Raw genomic sequence first — 17,963 nt, forward strand, 5'->3', positions numbered from 1 at the left:
GCGCAACAATCAAGGTGTACCTTACCCGGACGTCTTGGCAAAGTACACCGCGGCTTTTTTCAATATATCGCGCTCCTCAGTGACGCGCTTCAATTCAGCCTTCAATCGCCGCATCTCGTCGCTCTGGGCATCGACTGCTTTACGCTCGTCCTCGGGGACGCCATAGCGTTTCACCCAGGCGTACAGGCTATGAATGCTCACGCCAAGCCGTTCGGCCACTTCGCTGACCGGGTGCCCGCGCTGCGCCACTTGCTTGACCGCAGCGATCTTGAATTCTTCCGTATATCGTTTCCCGCTCATACTCACTCCTTTAGCCTAGAATTATGGCTCAGAAGTGTCTACAGAACTCGTGGCGATTCAAACCAGATCAAGGTATCACGGTCGCCCAGCACCAGGTTGAAGCCGTTGTAGGCGTCGGCGCCTTCTCGGATCGAATCGACATACTCCTGCGGTGACATGCCGCCCGCCAGGTAATCGGCCACCAGATGGCCGCGCGACGGCGCATCGTCGCGGTGCTCGGACGGCGCGCGGATGTTGGTGATGGCGGCGAAGCGCGACGGCCCGCCTCGGCGATGCCGACCAGCGTGGTGCGGCGCTTGAGCTTGCCGAGATACTGGCTGCGGGCGACGATTTCCTGGCCCGGGTAGCAACCCTTCTTGAAGTTGACGCCGCCCAGTAGCTCGAAGTTGATCATCTGCGGCACGAATTGTTCCTGCGTCGCCTTGGTGATCTGCGGCACGCCGGCGTGGATCTCCGACAAACGCCAGGCATCGCCGTCGCCGACGCTGAGCTTGTCCGCCAGCTCGGCCGCGACGGTTTGCGCGGTCTCGGCCGACATCAGCCATTGATAACGCGCCGCGCCGAATACGTCAGCGACGCGGATCAGCGTGCCCAACGGGTGATCGAGCTTGGTGTACGGCGTGGCGGGCAGGGCGTCGAACCAGGTTTGAAGCACGGCTTCGGCCAAGCCGCCGCCGAGACCCAGCACGACCTGGTTGGCCGGCAGCTCGGTGGCGTCGCTCAGTTTGGTCTTGGCGCGCAGCACGAACATCGACAGGCGTTTCTGCACCGGCGCCTGGATGTCGCGCGGCAGTTGCAGGGGAATCGCGGGAGTGGTATGGTCGCAGGAGCTGAATCCGACACCGCCGCCTTCAGACGGGGCGCGTTAGAGAGCGGGCCGCAGGCAAGCCTTTTTGGCCTGCGCTTACCACCTATTCGTTCGGCTTTGAATCGGGCCGTTCGATTTCACAACCGTATTTACTGCAGGCCAGCCGCCATGAAATTAATTTTCCGTGTCTTGCTACTGGGTGTTATGGGTGGCGTCGCTGCTCCAGTGCTTGCATGTCTCCCATTGCCACCCGAAATTTTTGCAAAGACGGAGAAGCGTGTTCGCGAGCGATTCAACAGCGTCGATTCGGTGGTGCTGGTTACGCTCCTTGATGTGAGCAAAGTGAAAAAGATAGAGATGGAAGTTGAGTTGGTGGGCGAAAGGACGACGTTCAGGATAGAGCGCGTATTCAAGGGCCGCTCTAAGCCTGGCGACAAGTTGATCCTGAATTCGTACAGTACGTGTTCCCGTACAGTTGCAGAGTGGGGACATGGACCGGAGGGACCAGTTAAGCTGTCGCGACAGTGGCTAATCTACCGAAACGAGTCAGATAAAACCGAGATTCAATTTTCTGATATGACACGGCCCCTTAATTTTGCATCATATGACCTCAAGGTTCTGTCCAAGATTGCGAGCCCAGGAAGCAATAAGGCACCGCAATAGCAGAGGAGGCTAAGCAGCTGATTACAGGTGGAAATCAGCGACGGCGTCTACTCTTTCGGACTTTCCACACTCCGCAAATGGGGCGGAATCGGACATACAATTCGCAAGTCTTTATCCGGAGTACCGCTCCATGTCGAAGTTGCTCAGCATTTGTACGTTCACATTCACTCTATTGCAGGCTCCCGGCATATTCGCCCAGACCGCGCAAGCGCCGGGTGAGGCGATCATGGACCGCGAGATCGTTGCCCGTCTGGATAACGCGATTGGGAAGCACTACCCAGCAAACCAACCCGGCGCTGTGGTCATTGTCGTCAAAAATGGCGCGACGTTCTTCCGCAAAGCCTACGGTCTTGCCGATATCGCGAAAGGGCAGACCATGACAGCCGATATGTCGCTGCGCATCGGCTCAGTCACCAAGCAATTCACCGCCACCGCTATCCTGATGCTCGCCGACCAAGGCAAGCTGGCAGTCGATGACGATATCCGAAAATTTCTCCCGACCTATCCGATCAGCGGCAAGGTAATTACGATCGAACATCTGCTCACGCATACCTCCGGCATCGCTAGCTATACCAGCATGCGTGACTTCGTCGCCCGCAGCAGGACCGACATGAGCGTAGGCGAGATGATCGATTACTTCAAGGATCAGCCCAAGGAATTCGAAGCTGGCCAGCGTTATTCCTACAGCAATTCCGGCTACTTTCTCCTGGGCGCGATCGTTGAGAAAGTCTCCGGGCTTACGTATGCCGACTTCCTGGCGCAGAATATCTTCGCTCCTCTGGGTATGAACGATACCGCCTACGAAGGCCGCGAGCGCTCTTCCGTCAGGCATATCGAAGGCTATAGCCGGGCCAAAAAGGGCCTCGTCCCCAGTCCGGCACTCAGCATGAGTCAGCCTTACGCAGCCGGAGCGCTCGTATCGACCGTGGACGACCTGGCGCGATGCGATGCCGCAATCTCCGGTGGGAAGCTGCTGAAGGAATCGACCTGGAAAAGGGCATTCACTCCCTACGCGCTGACCGACGGAACCGTCACCAAATACGGCTATGGATGGGAAATTGGCAAATTGTTCGGCTTGAAAATCATCTCGCATAGCGGCAGTATCAGCGGCTTCAACGCAGCAGTCCTGCGCATTCCTGAGGACAAGCTCTACGTGGCTGTATTGAGCAATCTCGGCGTCGGCAATGACGCCGAAACTGCTGCGGTCCAGGCGGCGTCGATCGTCATGAGCCAGTGGCGCAATTAGATCGTGCCGCCGAGATTAATGGATCAGCATTTCGTGCAGCGTGCCCGGCGCGTCGGCGTAGAGCTTGACGACGGTGGAGGTGCGGGTGCCGTAACTCGGGCTTTCGATGCGTACCGCCGACAGCATCCGCTCCAGGTCCAGCGGCACACCGGTTTCCGGCAGGCGCTGGTCGGGGGCGGGGGTGGTGTCGGCCAGCATTTCGAAGAAGGCTTCGTCCGGCGCGCCCAGGCATAGCAGGCTGGCGAACTGGGCCTTGGTCTTGACCACCTTCGGCCATGGCGCATCCAGCAGCGCGTTCGACAAGCCGTACACTCCCGGTTCCAGCGGCTTGCCGTTGCGCGGGTCGTTGTCGCCTTTGTTCGAGAACCAGATCAAGGTGTCACGGTCGCCCAGCACCAGGTTGAAGCCGTTGTAGGCGTCGGCGTCTTCGCGGATCGAATCGACATACTCCTGCGGTGACATGCCGCCCGCCAGGTAATCGGCCACCAGATGGCCACGCGACGGCGCATCGTCGCGATGCTCGGACGGCGCGCGGATGTTGGTGATGGCGGCGAAGCGCGACGGCCCGCCTTCGACCGCCGGCTGGGTGATGCCCATCCAGCTGCCGCCGGCCTGCAGGTCGCGGCCGGCGTAGATCTGCGGATGCTCCGGCCAGGCGGCAGCCGGGGCGGTGGCGCGTTGGTAGTATTCATCACGGTTTGCTGCGGCCACCAAGGGCACCGCCGGGATCACCCGCCAGGCGAAAACGATCAAGCACATGGGAGTAGATCCGTGAAGACTTCGGTGTGGCGCGGGCCGGCGGTGAGGGCCGATAAACCGGCCAGTTCGACCGCGCCGTCGAGCGTGGCGGCGAAGGCGGCGGGTGTGGCGGCGTAGACTTCCATCCACGTCTGCTTGCCGTCCTTGGCTTCCGGGCGGCGCTTGAGCTGGCAAACCACGCGGTGGTCTCGCGTGAGCGCCGCCTGCATGGTGACGACCGCAGCCTGCAAGGGCGCCGCGTCGGCGTCCTTGACCTGGTAGTAAATATAGAGATCCATGCTAGAGGTCGAGCGCGTCCAGCACATAAGGCATGCCGAGGAAGGTCAGCGGCGCGCCGTCGGCCGAGCCGAGCCGCACCGACGCCGCTTCGATCGCGGCCAGTTTCATCTCCACCAGCGCGTCGACGCCGCCGTTGCCGTTCGGCGCCACATTGACGATCATGCCGCATGGCTGTTCCGGATCGGCCGTGGCGAACACTTCCGCGCCGGCCGCCGCCGCCGGGTCGGCGATGCCGACCAGCGTGGTGCGGCGCTTGAGCTTGCCGAGATACTGGCTGCGGGCGACGATTTCCTGGCCCGGGTAGCAACCCTTCTTGAAGTTGACGCCGCCCAGTAGCTCGAAGTTGATCATCTGCGGCACGAATTGTTCCTGCGTCGCCTTGGTGATCTGCGGCACGCCGGCGTGGATCTCCGACAAACGCCAGGCATCGCCGTCGCCGACGCTGAGCTTGTCCGCCAGCTCGGCCGCGACGGTTTGCGCGGTCTCGGCCGACATCAGCCATTGATAACGCGCCTCGCCGAACACGTCGGCGACGCGGATCAGCGTGCCCAGCGGATGGTCGAGCTTGGTGTACGGCGTGGCGGGCAGGGCGTCGAACCAGGTTTGAAGCACGGCTTCGGCCAGGCCGCCGCCGAGACCCAGCACGACCTGGTTGGCCGGCAGCTCGGTGGCGTCGCTCAGCTTGGTCTTGGCGCGCAGCACGAACATCGACAGGCGCTTCTGCACCGGCGCCTGGATGTCGCGCGGCAGTTGCAGGAAGATAGTCGAGGCGCTGCGCCACATCAGGAACGAGGCCAGCAAGCGGCCCTTCGGCGAGCAATAACCGGCCAGGCGCGCTTCGCCCACACCGAGGTGTTCGACATCGTTGGTCAGCTGATTGTGCAGGAAGCTGGCCGACTCCTCGCCGTCGAGGGCGATCAGGCCCAGGTCGGTGATCGGCGCGACGAAGCCCACGGCCAGCTGCGTGGTGGTCAGCGGGCCGGCGGCTGGTGCTAAAAGTTCATTCCAAGAAGACATAATTTCCAATAATTTGACGATTAAAGCATTATCATTACGGGCTCATTATAGTGATGTCGCGAGGAACGCGTCGGATGCCGCGTAAAACGCGGCACTGGCGGACTGGGCAAAGAACTGGCAAGCTGTGCGACTTGATCCAAACAATACGGCTTTATCAATGGCTTTTATCAAAAAAATAATTAGTTTGTGCATCTTGCTGGCCCTCGCCGGCGGCGGCTATTTCATGTACTGGTCGCAGCAGCCGATCATCGATGCGGGCGCCGAGGCCATTGACTTCACCGTCATCCCCGGCAGCGGCGCCCATGCCGCCGGCCAGCAGATCGCCGAAGCGGGCGTGCCGATCCGGCCGCTGCTGTTCAATCTGCTGGCGCGCATGACCAACAAGAGCAGCAAGATCAAAGCCGGCTCGTATGAGCTCAAGCCCGGCACCACGCCGATGCGCCTGATCGACCAGCTGGCGCGCGGCGAGTTCGCGCAGGAACAACTGACCATCATCGAAGGCTGGACCTTCCGCCAGATGCGCGCCGCGATCGCCGCCCACAAGGGCTTGAAGCACGATACCGTCGCGCTGAGCGACCTGGAAGTGATGAACGCCATCGGTTCCGACTACAAGGATGCCGAAGGACTGTTCTTCCCGGATACCTATCTGTTCGCCAAGGGCGCCAGCGACCTGCAGATCTATAAGCAGGCGCACGCGATGCTGCTGACGCGCCTGCGCGAAGCCTGGGACAAGCGCGATCCGCAGCTGCCGTACAAAACCCCGTACGACGCGCTGACCATGGCCTCCATCGTCGAGAAGGAAACCGGCCAGAAGTCCGAGCGCGGCATGATCGCCGGGGTGTTCGTCAACCGCCTGCGGATCGGCATGATGCTGCAGACCGACCCGACCGTGATCTACGGCATGGGCCTGAAATACGAAGGCAAGATCCGCAAGAAGGATCTGGAGACCGACACCCCGTACAATACCTACACCCGCAGCGGCTTGCCGCCGACGCCGATCGCCTTGCCGGGCGTGCAATCGCTGACGGCGGCGCTGGCGCCGGCCAAGACGCCGGCCCTGTATTTCGTTTCCAAGGGCAACGGCACCAGCAAATTCTCCGACAATCTGGACGATCACAATCGGGCAGTGAACAAGTACCAAAGATAACTACATGACTCAACACAGCGGCAAATTCATCACCTTTGAAGGCATCGACGGCGCCGGAAAATCCACCCACATCGCCTTCGTCAGCGAATATCTGAAGGCGCGCGGCGTCGACCTGGTCAGCTCGCGCGAGCCGGGCGGCACGCCGCTGGGCGAAAAGCTGCGCGACCTGGTGTTGCATGAAAAGATGCACCTGGAAACCGAAGCGCTGCTGATGTTCGCCAGCCGCCGCGAACACATCGCGCAGGTGATCGCGCCGGCGCTGTCGCGCGGCGCCTGGGTGATTTCCGACCGCTTCACCGACGCCAGCTTCGCCTACCAGGGCGGCGGACGCGGCATGGACCTGCCGAAACTGGAAGCGCTGGAGCAATGGGTGCACCCGCATCTGCAACCGGACCTGACCTTGCTGTTCGACGTGCCGCTGGACGTGGCCCGGGCGCGGCTGAACGCCACCCGTTCGCTGGACAAGTTCGAACGCGAACAGGCCGACTTCTTCGCAGCCACCCGCAACGAGTACCTGCGCCGCGCCACCCAGTTCCCGCAACGCTTCCGCGTCATCGACTCGACGCAGAGCATCGCCGAGATCCAGGTCCAGATCGCCGCCATCCTGGATGAATGCTTTAAAAGCATTGCTTAAGCGTTTGTTTTAAAACAAAATACCAATAATGAGCAACTCCATCTACCCGTGGCAGGAATCGTCCTGGCAGCAGCTGCAACTGCTGCGCCAGCGCATGCCGCACGCCATCCTGTTCCATGGCGCCGCCGGGATAGGCAAGTCCGACTTCATCGAAGCCTTCGCGCAAGGATTGCTGTGCGAGGCGGTGCTGCCCGACGGGCACGCCTGCGGCGTGTGCGCGTCCTGCGGCTGGTTCTCGCAGCAAAACCACCCCGACTACCGCCGCGTGCGGCCCGAGGCGCTGGAGGATGAGCCTTCCGGCGAGGGCGAAGAGGGCGACGGCGAGGTCAAGAAGACCGCCAAGTCGGCCAAGGCGCCATCCAAGGAAATCAAGATCGAGCAGATCCGCAACCTGTCGGATTTCATGAATATCTCCACCCATCGCCAGGGTTTGCGGGTGGTGGTGCTGTATCCGGCCGAGGCGCTGAACATGCCGGCCTCGAACGCCTTGCTGAAGACGCTGGAAGAGCCGCCGCCGGGCACGGTGTTCCTGCTGGCGTCCAACAGCCTGGACCGGTTGCTGCCGACCATCCTGTCGCGCTGCCGCAAGTTCGCGCTGCCGATGCCGAACCACGCCGAGGCGCTGGCCTGGCTCAAGGCCCAGGGCGTGCCCGACGCCGACAGCTGGCTGCGCGAGCAGGGCGGCGCGCCGCTGGCGGCGATGGCGCAGGCCGAGGTCGGCAACCGCGACGATCTCGAAGTGCTGCTGCAACTGCTGGCCCGCCCCAGCGTCGAAGGCGCGTTGAAAGTTGCTGACAAGCTGCAAAAAGTGCCGCTGAGTGCACAGGTTTCTTGGGTGCAGCGCTGGCTTTATGACGTGTTTTCCTACAAACTGGCGGGAAGCGTCCGCTACTATCCGCGCTACCAGAAAGAGCTGGCGGCGGTGGCCGACAAGATCCACGTCAGCCGCCTGCTGGCCGCGATCAAGGGCGCCAACGAACGCCGCGCGACCGCCGATCATCCGCTGTCGCCCAAGCTGTTCCTGGAGGATATGCTGCTCGACTACACCGCCTGCTGCGCCTGAAAGGTAATCCATGTCCGCTGCCAGCCCACTCGACCCGAACACCGTGCCCATCGCGCGGCCGACGGTGCTGTCGCTGGCGATCAAGGAAAAGGCCGCGCTGTACGCCGCCTACATGCCGTTCCTGAAAAACGGCGGCATGTTCGTTCCGACCCAGAAGCCGTACAAGCTCGGCGACGAGATCTACCTGATCCTGGCGTTGATGGACGACACCAACAAATACCCGATCGCCGGCAAGGTCGCCTGGATCACGCCGCCCGGTGCGCACAACAACAAGGCGCAGGGCATCGGCGTGCATTTCTCGGACGACGAGAGCGGCCAGCGCGCCCGCCTGCGCATCGAAGAAATCCTCGGCGCCGCGCTGCGTTCGTCGCGCGCCACTCATACTTTGTAACTTCGTTTCGATCCCATGACTTTTCGCCACCGCCTCGCCACGCTCGACGACCTGCCGACCATCGTCGCCATCTACAACACCACCATCGCCTCGCGCGAGGTGACCGCCGATACCGAGCCGGTGTCGGTGGAATCGCGTCTGGGGTGGTTCCACGATCACACGCCGGAAAAGCGTCCGCTGTGGATCATCGAGCAGGCCGGCGATACGTCGGCGCAGCCGGAAATCCTGGGCTGGATGTCGTACTCGAATTTCTATGGCCGTCCGGCGTATTCGGGCACGTCGGAGATTTCGATTTACATCGCCGAGGCCTGGCGCGGCAAGCGCATCGGCGGCTACTGCATCGAGCAGGCGATCGCCTACGCGCCGCAGATCAAGGTGCATACTTTGCTGGGATTTATCTTCGGCCACAACAAGCCCAGCCTGGGCCTGTTCGCCAAATACGGCTTCGAGACCTGGGCGCACCTGCCGAAGGTGGCGAATCTGGACGGCGTCGAGCGCGACCTGATTATCCTGGGTAAGCGCGTGGCTTGAGCTGGATCCGGCCCGCGTCCTGCAGGCTGTCGAATTCAAAGATCGCGGAGCGGCCGCCGGACAGCAGGATGCTGAACGGCGAGTTCTCGCGCCGGCCGCTGCGCGAGCTCAGCTGCATCACATCGAACTCGCCGAAGCCGCCGGGAGGCGGTTCCTGCGCCGGCGTGGCGAAGCCGCCGAAGGAAGCGACGCCTTCCAGCTCCTGCACACGTGCGGTCAGCCTCGCCATCGTCTGGCGCATGGCCGCCAATTCGGCATCCTTCTCCCGCAGCGCCTGTTCATGCTCGGCGCGCAGCGAGGCCACGCGGCGCTCGGCATCGCCGTGCAGCTGGTCGGCAAGTTGCTCCACCACGCCGAGCAGGGTGCGGGCGGTGTCTTCCCGCTTCAGGCCTGCGCCCGCGTCCTCGCCGCCCAATTCTTTCAGATACTTGTGGATGGTGGATTTGGAACCGGTGCCGAGCGCGAGCCGGATCGCGTCGACGGACGGGTAGCGTCCTTCCGCCAGCAGCTGATCGCGGCTGGCCCTGACTTGGGATTTCGTGAGTCCTGTTCGCGCCATGAGTCTTTTCGTCTGTAGTTCAGGAACTGGCTTGCCCCACCAGTCCGCGGTTCTGTGCCCGGTTCAGCTTTGGATGCACCACCGGAATCGTCAGCATCGTGCTGCCCACCGCCATCAACAGCAGCGCCGTGAAGGTTTCGCTGGTGATGATCTGCTTGTCCAGCAGGATGTTGGCAAAGATGATTTCGATCAGGCCCTTGGATTGTAACAGCCAGCCGATGATCGAGGCTTCGCCTTTCTTCCACTTCAGCGCCTTGCCGGCGATGTGCGCGCCGGCCAGCTTGCCGGCGACCGAGGCGAACAACAGCATCCCACCGACGAAGAACACCGAATAGCCGCCCAAATCCCACTTGGTGCGCAGCCCGGTGCTGAGGAAAAACACCGGCATCAGCACCAGCAGCACATTCTTGAACAGGGCGTCCAGCTTTTCCTGGCCGAACCAGTAGGCGTACCATCAGGCGACGGAAGGCGAAGGTCAGCACGGCGAAGGCGAGCAGGAAGCCGGCCTGGCGGCCGACGCGTTCCCAGTCAAGCATGATCAGCGCCAGGACACCCCAGATGGCGACGTCGTCCAGGCTGGCGTAACGCAGGATGCGCTGGCCCATGGGCTGGCGCAGGATGTCGAGCTTTTCCAGCAGCAGCACCAGCACCGGCAGCGCGGTCACGGCGCAAGCCATACCGACGCCCAGCATGAACTGCCAGTCGGCGGCCTTGGCGCCCATCCATCCCTGGTAGCCCATCAACAGCAGCGCCGCGCCGCAGCCGAACAGCAGCGGCATGCCCAGCGACAGGCCGGCGGTGGTGACGCTTTCGCGGCGATGCTCCCACACCTTCTTCAGATCCAGCTCGATGCCGGCAAGCATAACGAACAGCATCACGCCCCATTGGCCGACACCGTTAAGAGTCTTGACGACATCCGGGTTGAACAGGAATTTATGGTATTCGGGGAAGGCGGCGCCGACCACGCCCGGGCCGAGTTGTGCGGCGGGGCGCGGCGTGCAAGGCTATCGGTTACAATCGCGGCATGTATATCGATTCCCATTGCCATATCAATTTCCCCGAGCTGGCCGCCCGCATGCCCGAGATCCTGGCCAAGATGGCCGACAACAAGGTGACCCACGCGCTGTGCGTGTCGGTCGACTTGCCGGATTTCCCGCAGGTGCTGGCGCTGGCGCACGAGTATCCGCACATCTACGCCTCGGTCGGCGTGCATCCCGACTATGAAGACACGCCGGAACCGTCGGTCGAGCAACTGGTCGAACTGGCCGACGATCCGAAGATCATCGCCATCGGCGAGACCGGGCTGGATTACTTCCGCCTGCAGGGCGACCTGGAGTGGCAGCGCGAACGCTTCCGCACGCATATCAAGGCGTCGCGGATCACCCGCAAGCCGCTGATCATTCACACCCGCAACGCCAGCGAAGACACCATCCGCATCATGCGCGAAGAGGGCGCGGGCACGGAGGCGGGCGGCGTGGCCGGGGTCATGCACTGCTTCACCGAGTCGCTGGAAGTGGCGCGCGCCGCCATCGAGATGGGGTTTTATATTTCGTTCTCCGGCATCGTCACGTTCAAGAGCGCCAAGGATTTGCAGGCGGTGGCGCTGGAGGTGCCGCTGGAGCGCATCCTGATTGAGACCGACTCGCCCTACCTGGCGCCGATGCCGCATCGCGGCAAGATGAACGAGCCGGGCTTCGTCGCCCATGTCGGCGAATACATCGCCAAGCTCAAGGGCATCCCGGTGGAGCAGGTCGCCGAGCAGACCACGGCGAACTTCCGCAAGCTGTTCAACGTGGCGGCATGATGCGCCGGACGCTGCCCGCGCGCCGCCGCATGCTGCTGGCCTTCGCCGCCGTGCTGTTGGCGCCGGCCGCGTCGATGGCGCTGGCGGCCGAACAGAGCGACGACGAGGTCGACTTCTTCCGCGCCGCGCAGCTGGACAGCGTCTCGACGGTAAAGAAGATCCTGGCGCGCGGGCTGAACCCGAACGTGCGCGAGCCGGGCGGCGAGACCGGTCTGATCGTCGCCATGCGCTACGAAGCCAACAAGGTCGCCACGCTGTTGATGGACCAGAAGGGCATCGACCTGGAAGCCAAGGCGCCGAACGGCAACACCGCCTTGATGATGGCCGCGTTTCGCCAGAACAAGGCCATGGTGCTGGACATGATCCAGCGCGGCGCGCAGGTCAACCAGAAGGGCTGGGCCGCCTTGCACTACGCGGCGGCCGCCGGCAGCGTCGAGATCACCACGATACTGCTGGAGCATCACGCCTACATCGACGCCGAATCGCCTTCCGGCATGACGCCGCTGATGATCGCCGCGCGCGAAGGGCAGGAAAAGGTGGTCGCGCTGTTGCTGGAGCAGGGCGCCGACGCCACGCTGAAAGACGGCGGCTTCCACCTCACCGCCGCCGAATTCGCCACCAAGGCCGACAAACCCTGGATCGCCAAAACCATCAACGCCTTCCTGGCCGCCAAGAAACCGCGTTAAGCCAGAATCTCTTCCATATAGCTGCTGATCAGGCGATAGCTGACGTCCGGCTCGCTCAGGTGCGGGCAGTGGCCGGTGTTGGTGATCGCGGCCAGCTTGCTGGCGGGCAGGTGGCGGTGCAGGTAGTCGCCCACCTCGCGCGGCGCGATCAGGTCGTCGCTGCATTGCAGGATCAGCGACGGCACCGTGCACTTCGGCACATCCGCGCGATGGTCGGAGGTGAAGGTCACGCGGCCGAAATGCCGGGCGATGTCGCGGTCGTTGCGCTCGAAGCGCGCCTTCAGCTCGGCCGATAAATGCGGTTGCGCCGGTGCGCCCATGATCACCGGCGCCATCCGCCTGGCCCATTCCAGATAGTCCGCATCCAATAGTTGCAGCACGCCGTCGATGTCCTCCGGATTGAAGCCTCCCACGTAATCCCCATCGTTGATGTAGCACGGCGACGGCCCGATCATGATGTGCGCCGCGAACTTCTCCGGCGCCACGATGGACGCCAGCATGCCGATCGTCGCGCCGACCGAGTGGCCGACGAAAAACACCGGCCCCGTGGCGTACAGGCTGATCACGTCCAGCATGTCCTCCGCATGGCCGTGCAGCGTGGCGTACTTGTCGCGGTCGTAGGCGCCCAGGTGCGACTCGCCGCAACCCACCAGGTCCAGCAGGACCACCTTGTAGCGCCTGGCCAGCGCCGGATAAATAAAGCGCCACATGTGCTGGTCGCAGCCGTAGCCGTGGACCAGCATCACGGTCGCCGCGCCATCCCCATGGCACAAGACATTGTTGCGGTGTTGAATCGACATTCAGTTTCTCCGGATTGATACCGTGAGTATAACGAGCAACAATGCAACCAAGCCAACTAAGTTGGGGAAAATTCCGAATTGATGGGTTTTTCCCGGCTAGCTCGCCGCTTGGAACGTCAGGCATGTTAACGATAATGTCTTTACCGCATTGCATCCAGACCCAATGCGCATCAACCAAGGACAACCATGCTGAACGAACGCGAGATCGAAAGCTGCTATCTGGGGCAATTCATTCCAGTCCACTACCATCACAATATGCTGATGGATCAAAACCGCATGCACGGCTTCAAGTCGGCGATCGACTACGCCGTCAAGCCCGGCGCCAAAGTGCTGGAGCTGGGCGGCGGCACCGGCGTGCTGTCGTGGTTCGCGGCGGCCAAGGCATCGAAGGTGTATTGCGTCGAGTTCAACCCGGACATGGTCAAGGAAGCCCGCAAGATGCTGGCGATGAACCCGAACGGCGAAAAAGTCGAGGTGGTGCACGCCGACGCCTTCGAATACCTGCCGCCGGAGCCGGTCGATGTCGTCATCTGCGAGATGATCCACGTCGCCATGGTGCGTGAAAAACAGGTGGAGGTGATCGAATCGTTCAAGCGCCGTTATCTGGAGCGCTTCGGCGGCCCGCTGCCGGTGTTCCTGCCCGAGGCGGTGATCATGGCGGTGCAGCCCTTGCAGCAGGAATATGACTTCGAGGGTTTCTACGCACCCATCGTGCAGTTCCAGGAAACCACGGTCATCTATCCCGGCACGGTCGAGATGTCGCAGCCGGCGGTGTACAGCATCATCGACTTCAACCAGCCCAATGAGCTGTCGTACTCGTGGCAGGGCAAGTTCGTGGTGGAACGCAACGGCGAGATCAACGCCATGCGCTTCGTCACCAAGAACATCCTGGCGGTGGTCGCGGAGCGTTCCACCACCATCGACTGGCTCAACCACTACATGACCTTGCCGCTGGCCAATCCGGTCAAGGCGCGCGAGGGCGATGTGTTGCAGGTCAGCTTCCAGTATCGCGCCGGCGGCTCGATCCCGTCGCTGCAAGCCTCGCTGCGCGCCGACATCCTGTACGAAGCCGCGCTGCAACCGGCGCAACGGCTCCCGGCCTTCGCCTGACCCGCCGGACTACACGCCCCGCGCACGGGGCGTGTATACTTCTTCTTTTGAAAGAAAGAAGAAAGTTATGGAACAGAACGACCAGCGCTACCTCATCCAGCAAAACAAGATCGCCGACGGCGAGAGCAAGCCGCCCGTGTTTGCCAAAGTCATGCGCAGCAAGGAAGGCGCCTTCGAGGGCGTGTCCTTCATCAAATCCAAGGAAAAGGCGTCGATCCTGACCATCGAGCAGGCCAACCAGGCCATCGAATGGGCGGCCAAGAAGAAGCCCAACGCGCACGAGTACGTGACCAAGATCATTTGCCTCGGCCAGTAAGTCTCCCGTTTATCCCCCGATTTGCCCGCTTAATCGCGGTAATCCGCAGTTGGTCGCATGGGAATTGTCCGCGCCGACACTCGGCGATACAGTGACAGCATTGATAACGCGTCAACTGAATCGGAGCATCTCATGCTGGGTTTCGTCCTGTGGCTGTTCTTGCTGTTCCTGTGTTGGCCGCTGGCCTTGCTGGCGCTGGTGCTCTATCCGCTATTCTGGCTGATCACCTTGCCGTTCCGCCTGCTCGGCATCGGCGTCGACGGCCTGTTCGCCCTGCTGCGCGCCGTGGTCATGCTTCCGGCGCGCATCCTGGGTGGACCGGGACGTTAAAAGTCCGCCAGGAATCCCGCGCCCAGGGATTTCTGCGAGTAGTTGTAGTCGATCAGGCTTTGGCCGTAGCCGCTGAAGCCCTGCACATACCCCTTCAGATTCGCCACCACCGGGAACGCCCAGCCGGCCTGGATGGCGCCGTGGTTGGTCGAGAAGTTGCGGCGCGCCATCAGCGTGAACGCATGGCCGTTGTTGCGGTAGCCGAGGTTCAGGTCGCCGTGGCCCAGGTAATCGGTGATGTCGATGTTGTCGTTGTCGGAGCGGGCGTTGTCCAGCCGCTTCCAGATGCGGAAGCGCGCGTCGAACTTGCCGTGCTCCGCACCCACTTCCGCATAGATCCTGTTCCAGCTGCGCGACAGCGTCGACGTTTGGCCATTCGACTGGTGCACCATGCCCAGCGTCAGGTAACGGATATCGACCTTGCCGAGATTGAGGTTCAGCGGCGTGGTCAGCATCAGCTCCGGCTGGTAGTTGGTCTCGCGGAACGGGCTGGACGCGGCGCGGTTGTACGCCTGCCAGAAACTGTTCTGCGTGTAGCCGAACCAGAAGTCGATCGGCGTATCCGCCACCTGCTCGATCATCTTCATCTTGAAGCTGAGCTGGTAGGTCAGTTCCACGTGTTTGGTGTCGACGCCGCCTGGCGTCACTTCCTGGAAAGGCGCATCATTGGAGCTGGTGCTGTAATTGGCCAGCAACAGATAATTTTCCCGGTGCGGACGGAAGTTGAACACGCCGCGCTTGGCGGAGCGGTCCAGCTCCCACCACTGCACCATGCGCGAGACGGTGTCTTCCGGCGCGATGGTGGTGATCGCGGCCAGCTTGGCCGGAATCTTCGGTTCTTCCGGCGGGGCGGCCGGCTGCGTCGCTTCGGCGGCGGCGGTCGACGACGGCTGGGTAATGGCGGTCACCACCTTGCTGCTGGTGCCGGGATCGGGCTTGCCGACCGCGTTGCCGCCGGCGGCGGTCACGGCCGGCGCGGTCTTCGACAGGCCGTCGTAGCAGGCGAGGCGGGCGCTGGCGTCGCCCAGTACGGCGCAGCGTTCGAGTCGCATCTCAAGGTCGGAGGCCTGCGCGAAGGCAAGGGCTGGCGCCATGCCAAAGGTCAGGAAAAGGCTGGTTTTTCTACGGAGAGTCATGCACGGGATCCAAGTCAGGGGTAAGCTTGCAGGTTAGTCCAGAGACTATATTAATTGCCTCCTATCATGTCGCACGCTAGGTTGCTCTTGATTTTGCCATGAAGCACCGCATTTGAGACTTCCCATAACTGTTAATACAGTGTTTAAGGAGAATTGTGATGACCCGCAAGACCCCCATCGAGCGTTACCGCAACATCGGCATCAGCGCCCACATCGACGCTGGCAAGACCACGACCACGGAACGCATCCTGTTTTATACCGGCGTCAACCATAAAATCGGCGAGGTGCACAACGGCGCCGCGACGATGGACTGGATGGAGCAGGAGCAGGAACGCGGGATCACCATCACCTCGGCCGCCACCACCGCCTTCTGGAAAGGCATGGCCGGGAATTTCGACGAACACCGCATCAACATCATCGACACCCCGGGCCACGTCGACTTCACGATTGAAGTCGAGCGCTCGATGCGCGTGCTCGACGGCGCCGTCATGGTGTACGACGCCGTCGGCGGCGTGCAGCCGCAGTCGGAAACCGTGTGGCGCCAGGCCAACAAGTACAAAGTGCCGCGTATCGCCTTCATCAACAAGATGGACCGCGTCGGCGCCGACTTCTTCCGCGTGCGCGAACAGATCGCCAGCCGCCTGAAGGGCATGGCCGTGCCGATCCAGGTGCCGCTGGGCGCCGAGGACAACTTCCATGGCGTGATCGATCTGGTCAAGATGCGCGCCATCAACTGGGATGACGAGAGCCTGGGCGTCAAGTTCACCTATGAGGAAATCCCGGACAACCTGAAGGCGGTCGCACAGGAGTGGCACGACAAGATGGTCGAGGCCGCCGCCGAAGGCACGCCCGAGCTGCTGGAAAAATACCTCGAAGGCGGCGTGCTGACCGAGGACGAGATCAAGACCGGGCTGCGCCTGCGCACCATCCGCAACGAGATCGTGCCGATGCTGGCCGGCAGCGCGTTCAAGAATCGCGGCGTGCAGGCGATGCTGGACGCGGTGATCGAATACCTGCCGTCGCCGCTGGACGTGCCCGCCATCGCCGGCACCGACGAGGACGACAATCCGATCGAGCGTCATCCGAACGATACCGATCCGTTCGCCGCGCTGGCGTTCAAGATCATGACCGACCCGTTCGTCGGCCAGCTGACCTTCTTCCGCGTGTACTCGGGCGTGGTGAATTCCGGCGATACGGTCTACAACCCGACCAAGAGCCAGAAGGAGCGGCTGGGCCGCATCCTGCAGATGCATGCCAACGAGCGCAAGGAGATCAAGGAAGTCTACGCCGGCGACATCGCGGCGGCGGTCGGCCTGAAGGGTGTGACCACCGGCGATACGCTAAGCTCGCCCGAGCACGTGATCGTGCTGGAAAAAATGATTTTCCCGGAACCGGTGATCTCGCAGGCGGTCGAACCGAAGACCAAGGTCGACCAGGAAAAGATGGGCATCGCCCTGAACCGGCTGGCGCAGGAGGATCCATCGTTCCGCGTGCATACCGACGAGGAATCGGGCCAGACCATCATGTCCGGCATGGGCGAGCTGCACCTGGAGATCCTGGTGGACCGCATGCGGCGCGAATTCGGCGTCGAAGCGACCGTGGGCAAGCCGCAAGTGGCCTACCGCGAGACCATCCAGCGCGCGGTCGACGACGTCGAGGGCAAGTTCGTCAAGCAATCGGGCGGACGCGGCCAGTACGGCCACGTGCAGATCCGGCTGGAGCCGCAGGCGCCGGGCAAGGGCTTTGAATTCGTCGACGCCATCAAAGGCGGTGTGGTGCCGCGCGAATTCATTCCGGCGGTCGAGAAGGGCATCGTGGAAACGCTGAAGTCCGGCGTGCTGGCCGGCTACCCGGTGGTTGACGTGCGCGCCACGCTGACCTTCGGCTCCTACCACGACGTCGATTCGAACGAGAACGCGTTCCGCATGGCCGGTTCGCTGGCCTTCAAGGAAGCGATGCGGCGTGCCGATCCGGTGTTGCTGGAGCCGATGATGGCGGTCGAGGTGGAAACGCCGGAAGACTACGCCGGCACGGTGATGGGCGATTTGTCGGCGCGGCGCGGCATGGTGCAGGGCATGGACGAGATCGCGGGGGGAGGCGGCAAGATCATCCGCGCCGAAGTGCCGCTGTCGGAAATGTTCGGTTATTCGACCTCGCTGCGTTCAGCGACCCAGGGGCGTGCGACGTACACGATGGAGTTCAAGCATTACTCCGCCGTGCCGAAGCACATCCTGGATCAGATCGCGGTCAAGGCGAAGTAAAGGGGGAAAGCCGCCGCCAGTCGGCGGCGCGTATCACGGCGAGCCGTGGCAGCGCCCGTCAAACCCGCACGGCGGCGACCAGGGGTCAGACCCCATCCGGGGTCTGACCCCGCCTCGGGGTGC

At 62.6% G+C, this 17,963-nt stretch carries 20 protein-coding genes and 3 pseudogenes; 13 read left to right on the top strand and 10 right to left on the bottom strand.

Features of this window, described 5'->3' with window-relative positions; translation table 11 throughout:
• The 3 genes and pseudogenes from GW587_RS22395 to ygfZ (GW587_RS31060) all read right to left on the bottom strand — a co-directional run.
• Positions 1-300: pseudogene (locus GW587_RS22395) on the bottom strand (transposase); the annotation flags it as partial.
• 38 nt (positions 301-338) lie between these two features.
• Positions 339-650 (bottom strand): NRDE family protein, encoded by a 312-nt coding sequence (locus GW587_RS22400; RefSeq protein ID WP_371875637.1) that lies wholly within the window; start codon positions 648-650, stop codon positions 339-341.
• Positions 551-1,099 (bottom strand): annotated as a pseudogene (gene ygfZ, locus GW587_RS31060) (CAF17-like 4Fe-4S cluster assembly/insertion protein YgfZ); the annotation flags it as partial. The pseudogene ygfZ (GW587_RS31060) and the gene GW587_RS22400, both read right to left, overlap by 100 nt.
• 177 nt (positions 1,100-1,276) lie before the next feature.
• Here ygfZ (GW587_RS31060) and GW587_RS31065 point away from each other — a divergent pair.
• Together GW587_RS31065 and GW587_RS22410 are read left to right on the top strand one after the other, a co-directional pair.
• Positions 1,277-1,771, top strand: a complete 495-nt coding sequence (locus tag GW587_RS31065) for a hypothetical protein (protein ID WP_207393622.1) — start codon at positions 1,277-1,279, stop codon at positions 1,769-1,771.
• A gap of 130 nt (positions 1,772-1,901) precedes the next feature.
• On the top strand, positions 1,902-3,017 hold the full coding sequence (locus GW587_RS22410; RefSeq protein WP_166106839.1) for a serine hydrolase domain-containing protein: 1,116 nt from the start codon (positions 1,902-1,904) through the stop codon (positions 3,015-3,017).
• Between the two features lie 15 nt (positions 3,018-3,032).
• Here the strand turns inward: GW587_RS22410 and GW587_RS22415 are convergent, their stop codons facing one another.
• The 3 genes from GW587_RS22415 to ygfZ (GW587_RS22425) are packed head-to-tail and all read right to left on the bottom strand — an operon-like array spanning position 3,033 to position 5,072.
• The gene (locus GW587_RS22415; protein ID WP_166106840.1) at positions 3,033-3,776 is read right to left on the bottom strand and encodes an NRDE family protein; all 744 of its coding nucleotides are present in this window, start codon (positions 3,774-3,776) and stop codon (positions 3,033-3,035) included.
• Positions 3,767-4,054, bottom strand: a complete 288-nt coding sequence (locus GW587_RS22420) for a DUF4936 family protein (protein WP_166106841.1) — start codon at positions 4,052-4,054, stop codon at positions 3,767-3,769. The genes GW587_RS22415 and GW587_RS22420 overlap by 10 nt, the downstream gene beginning before the upstream one ends.
• A gap of 1 nt (position 4,055) precedes the next feature.
• A complete protein-coding gene (ygfZ, locus tag GW587_RS22425; protein ID WP_166106842.1) occupies positions 4,056-5,072 on the bottom strand; it encodes a CAF17-like 4Fe-4S cluster assembly/insertion protein YgfZ in 1,017 nt (338 codons plus the stop codon).
• Between the two features lie 157 nt (positions 5,073-5,229).
• Here ygfZ (GW587_RS22425) and mltG point away from each other — a divergent pair, with 157 nt between their 5' ends.
• From mltG to GW587_RS22450, 5 genes are read left to right on the top strand one after another with little or no spacing between them, the layout of a single operon-like run.
• On the top strand, positions 5,230-6,219 hold the full coding sequence (gene mltG, locus GW587_RS22430) for an endolytic transglycosylase MltG (RefSeq protein ID WP_166106843.1): 990 nt from the start codon (positions 5,230-5,232) through the stop codon (positions 6,217-6,219).
• 4 nt (positions 6,220-6,223) lie between these two features.
• Entirely contained in the window at positions 6,224-6,853 is a 630-nt protein-coding gene (gene tmk / locus GW587_RS22435) for a dTMP kinase (RefSeq protein ID WP_166106844.1), read from the top strand.
• Positions 6,854-6,881: 28 nt separating this feature from the next.
• The gene (locus tag GW587_RS22440) at positions 6,882-7,916 is read left to right on the top strand and encodes a DNA polymerase III subunit delta' (RefSeq protein WP_166106846.1); all 1,035 of its coding nucleotides are present in this window, start codon (positions 6,882-6,884) and stop codon (positions 7,914-7,916) included.
• A 10-nt stretch (positions 7,917-7,926) separates the two neighbouring features.
• The gene (locus GW587_RS22445) at positions 7,927-8,307 is read left to right on the top strand and encodes a PilZ domain-containing protein (RefSeq protein WP_166106847.1); all 381 of its coding nucleotides are present in this window, start codon (positions 7,927-7,929) and stop codon (positions 8,305-8,307) included.
• A 15-nt stretch (positions 8,308-8,322) separates the two neighbouring features.
• Complete coding sequence (locus GW587_RS22450; RefSeq protein ID WP_166106849.1) at positions 8,323-8,838, top strand: GNAT family N-acetyltransferase; 516 nt, start codon at positions 8,323-8,325, stop codon at positions 8,836-8,838.
• Here the strand turns inward: GW587_RS22450 and GW587_RS22455 are convergent.
• Together GW587_RS22455 and GW587_RS22460 are read right to left on the bottom strand one after the other, a co-directional pair.
• Positions 8,813-9,397: a DNA-binding protein gene (locus tag GW587_RS22455; protein WP_166106851.1), complete on the bottom strand. Its 585-nt coding sequence runs from the start codon at positions 9,395-9,397 to the stop codon at positions 8,813-8,815. The genes GW587_RS22450 and GW587_RS22455 overlap by 26 nt on opposite strands.
• A 19-nt stretch (positions 9,398-9,416) precedes the next feature.
• Positions 9,417-10,374: pseudogene (locus tag GW587_RS22460) on the bottom strand (cation:proton antiporter); the annotation flags it as partial.
• A 47-nt stretch (positions 10,375-10,421) separates the two neighbouring features.
• Between GW587_RS22460 and GW587_RS22465 the strand changes: the two are divergent.
• Positions 10,422-11,201, top strand: coding sequence for a TatD family hydrolase (locus GW587_RS22465; protein ID WP_166106853.1), 780 nt, complete (start codon positions 10,422-10,424; stop codon positions 11,199-11,201).
• The gene (locus tag GW587_RS22470) at positions 11,198-11,887 is read left to right on the top strand and encodes an ankyrin repeat domain-containing protein (protein ID WP_229259594.1); all 690 of its coding nucleotides are present in this window, start codon (positions 11,198-11,200) and stop codon (positions 11,885-11,887) included. The genes GW587_RS22465 and GW587_RS22470 overlap by 4 nt, the downstream gene beginning before the upstream one ends.
• Here the strand turns inward: GW587_RS22470 and GW587_RS22475 are convergent.
• Positions 11,884-12,687, bottom strand: coding sequence for an alpha/beta fold hydrolase (locus GW587_RS22475; protein ID WP_166106855.1), 804 nt, complete (start codon positions 12,685-12,687; stop codon positions 11,884-11,886). The two genes, GW587_RS22470 and GW587_RS22475, sit on opposite strands and share 4 nt — an antisense overlap.
• Positions 12,688-12,873: 186 nt before the next feature.
• On the opposite strand from GW587_RS22475, the gene GW587_RS22480 reads away from it, so the two are divergent.
• From GW587_RS22480 to GW587_RS22490, 3 genes are all read left to right on the top strand, one after another.
• Positions 12,874-13,797: a class I SAM-dependent methyltransferase gene (locus GW587_RS22480; RefSeq protein ID WP_166106857.1), complete on the top strand. Its 924-nt coding sequence runs from the start codon at positions 12,874-12,876 to the stop codon at positions 13,795-13,797.
• A 67-nt stretch (positions 13,798-13,864) separates the two neighbouring features.
• The gene (locus GW587_RS22485; protein ID WP_166106858.1) at positions 13,865-14,113 is read left to right on the top strand and encodes a hypothetical protein; all 249 of its coding nucleotides are present in this window, start codon (positions 13,865-13,867) and stop codon (positions 14,111-14,113) included.
• A gap of 132 nt (positions 14,114-14,245) precedes the next feature.
• Positions 14,246-14,443 carry a hypothetical protein gene (locus GW587_RS22490; RefSeq protein WP_166106860.1) on the top strand — a complete coding sequence of 66 codons (198 nt, stop codon included), beginning with the start codon at positions 14,246-14,248 and terminating at the stop codon, positions 14,441-14,443.
• Here GW587_RS22490 and GW587_RS22495 read toward each other — a convergent pair.
• Entirely contained in the window at positions 14,440-15,537 is a 1,098-nt protein-coding gene (locus tag GW587_RS22495) for a phospholipase A (RefSeq protein WP_166106861.1), read from the bottom strand. The genes GW587_RS22490 and GW587_RS22495 overlap by 4 nt on opposite strands.
• A 200-nt stretch (positions 15,538-15,737) precedes the next feature.
• On the opposite strand from GW587_RS22495, the gene fusA reads away from it, so the two are divergent.
• Positions 15,738-17,840, top strand: coding sequence for an elongation factor G (gene fusA, locus GW587_RS22500; RefSeq protein WP_166106863.1), 2,103 nt, complete (start codon positions 15,738-15,740; stop codon positions 17,838-17,840).
• The last annotated feature ends 123 nt before the right edge of the window (positions 17,841-17,963 follow it).

It is taken from the genome of Duganella aceris (assembly GCF_011090165.1).
Lineage (GTDB): Bacteria > Pseudomonadota > Gammaproteobacteria > Burkholderiales > Burkholderiaceae_D > Rugamonas > Rugamonas aceris.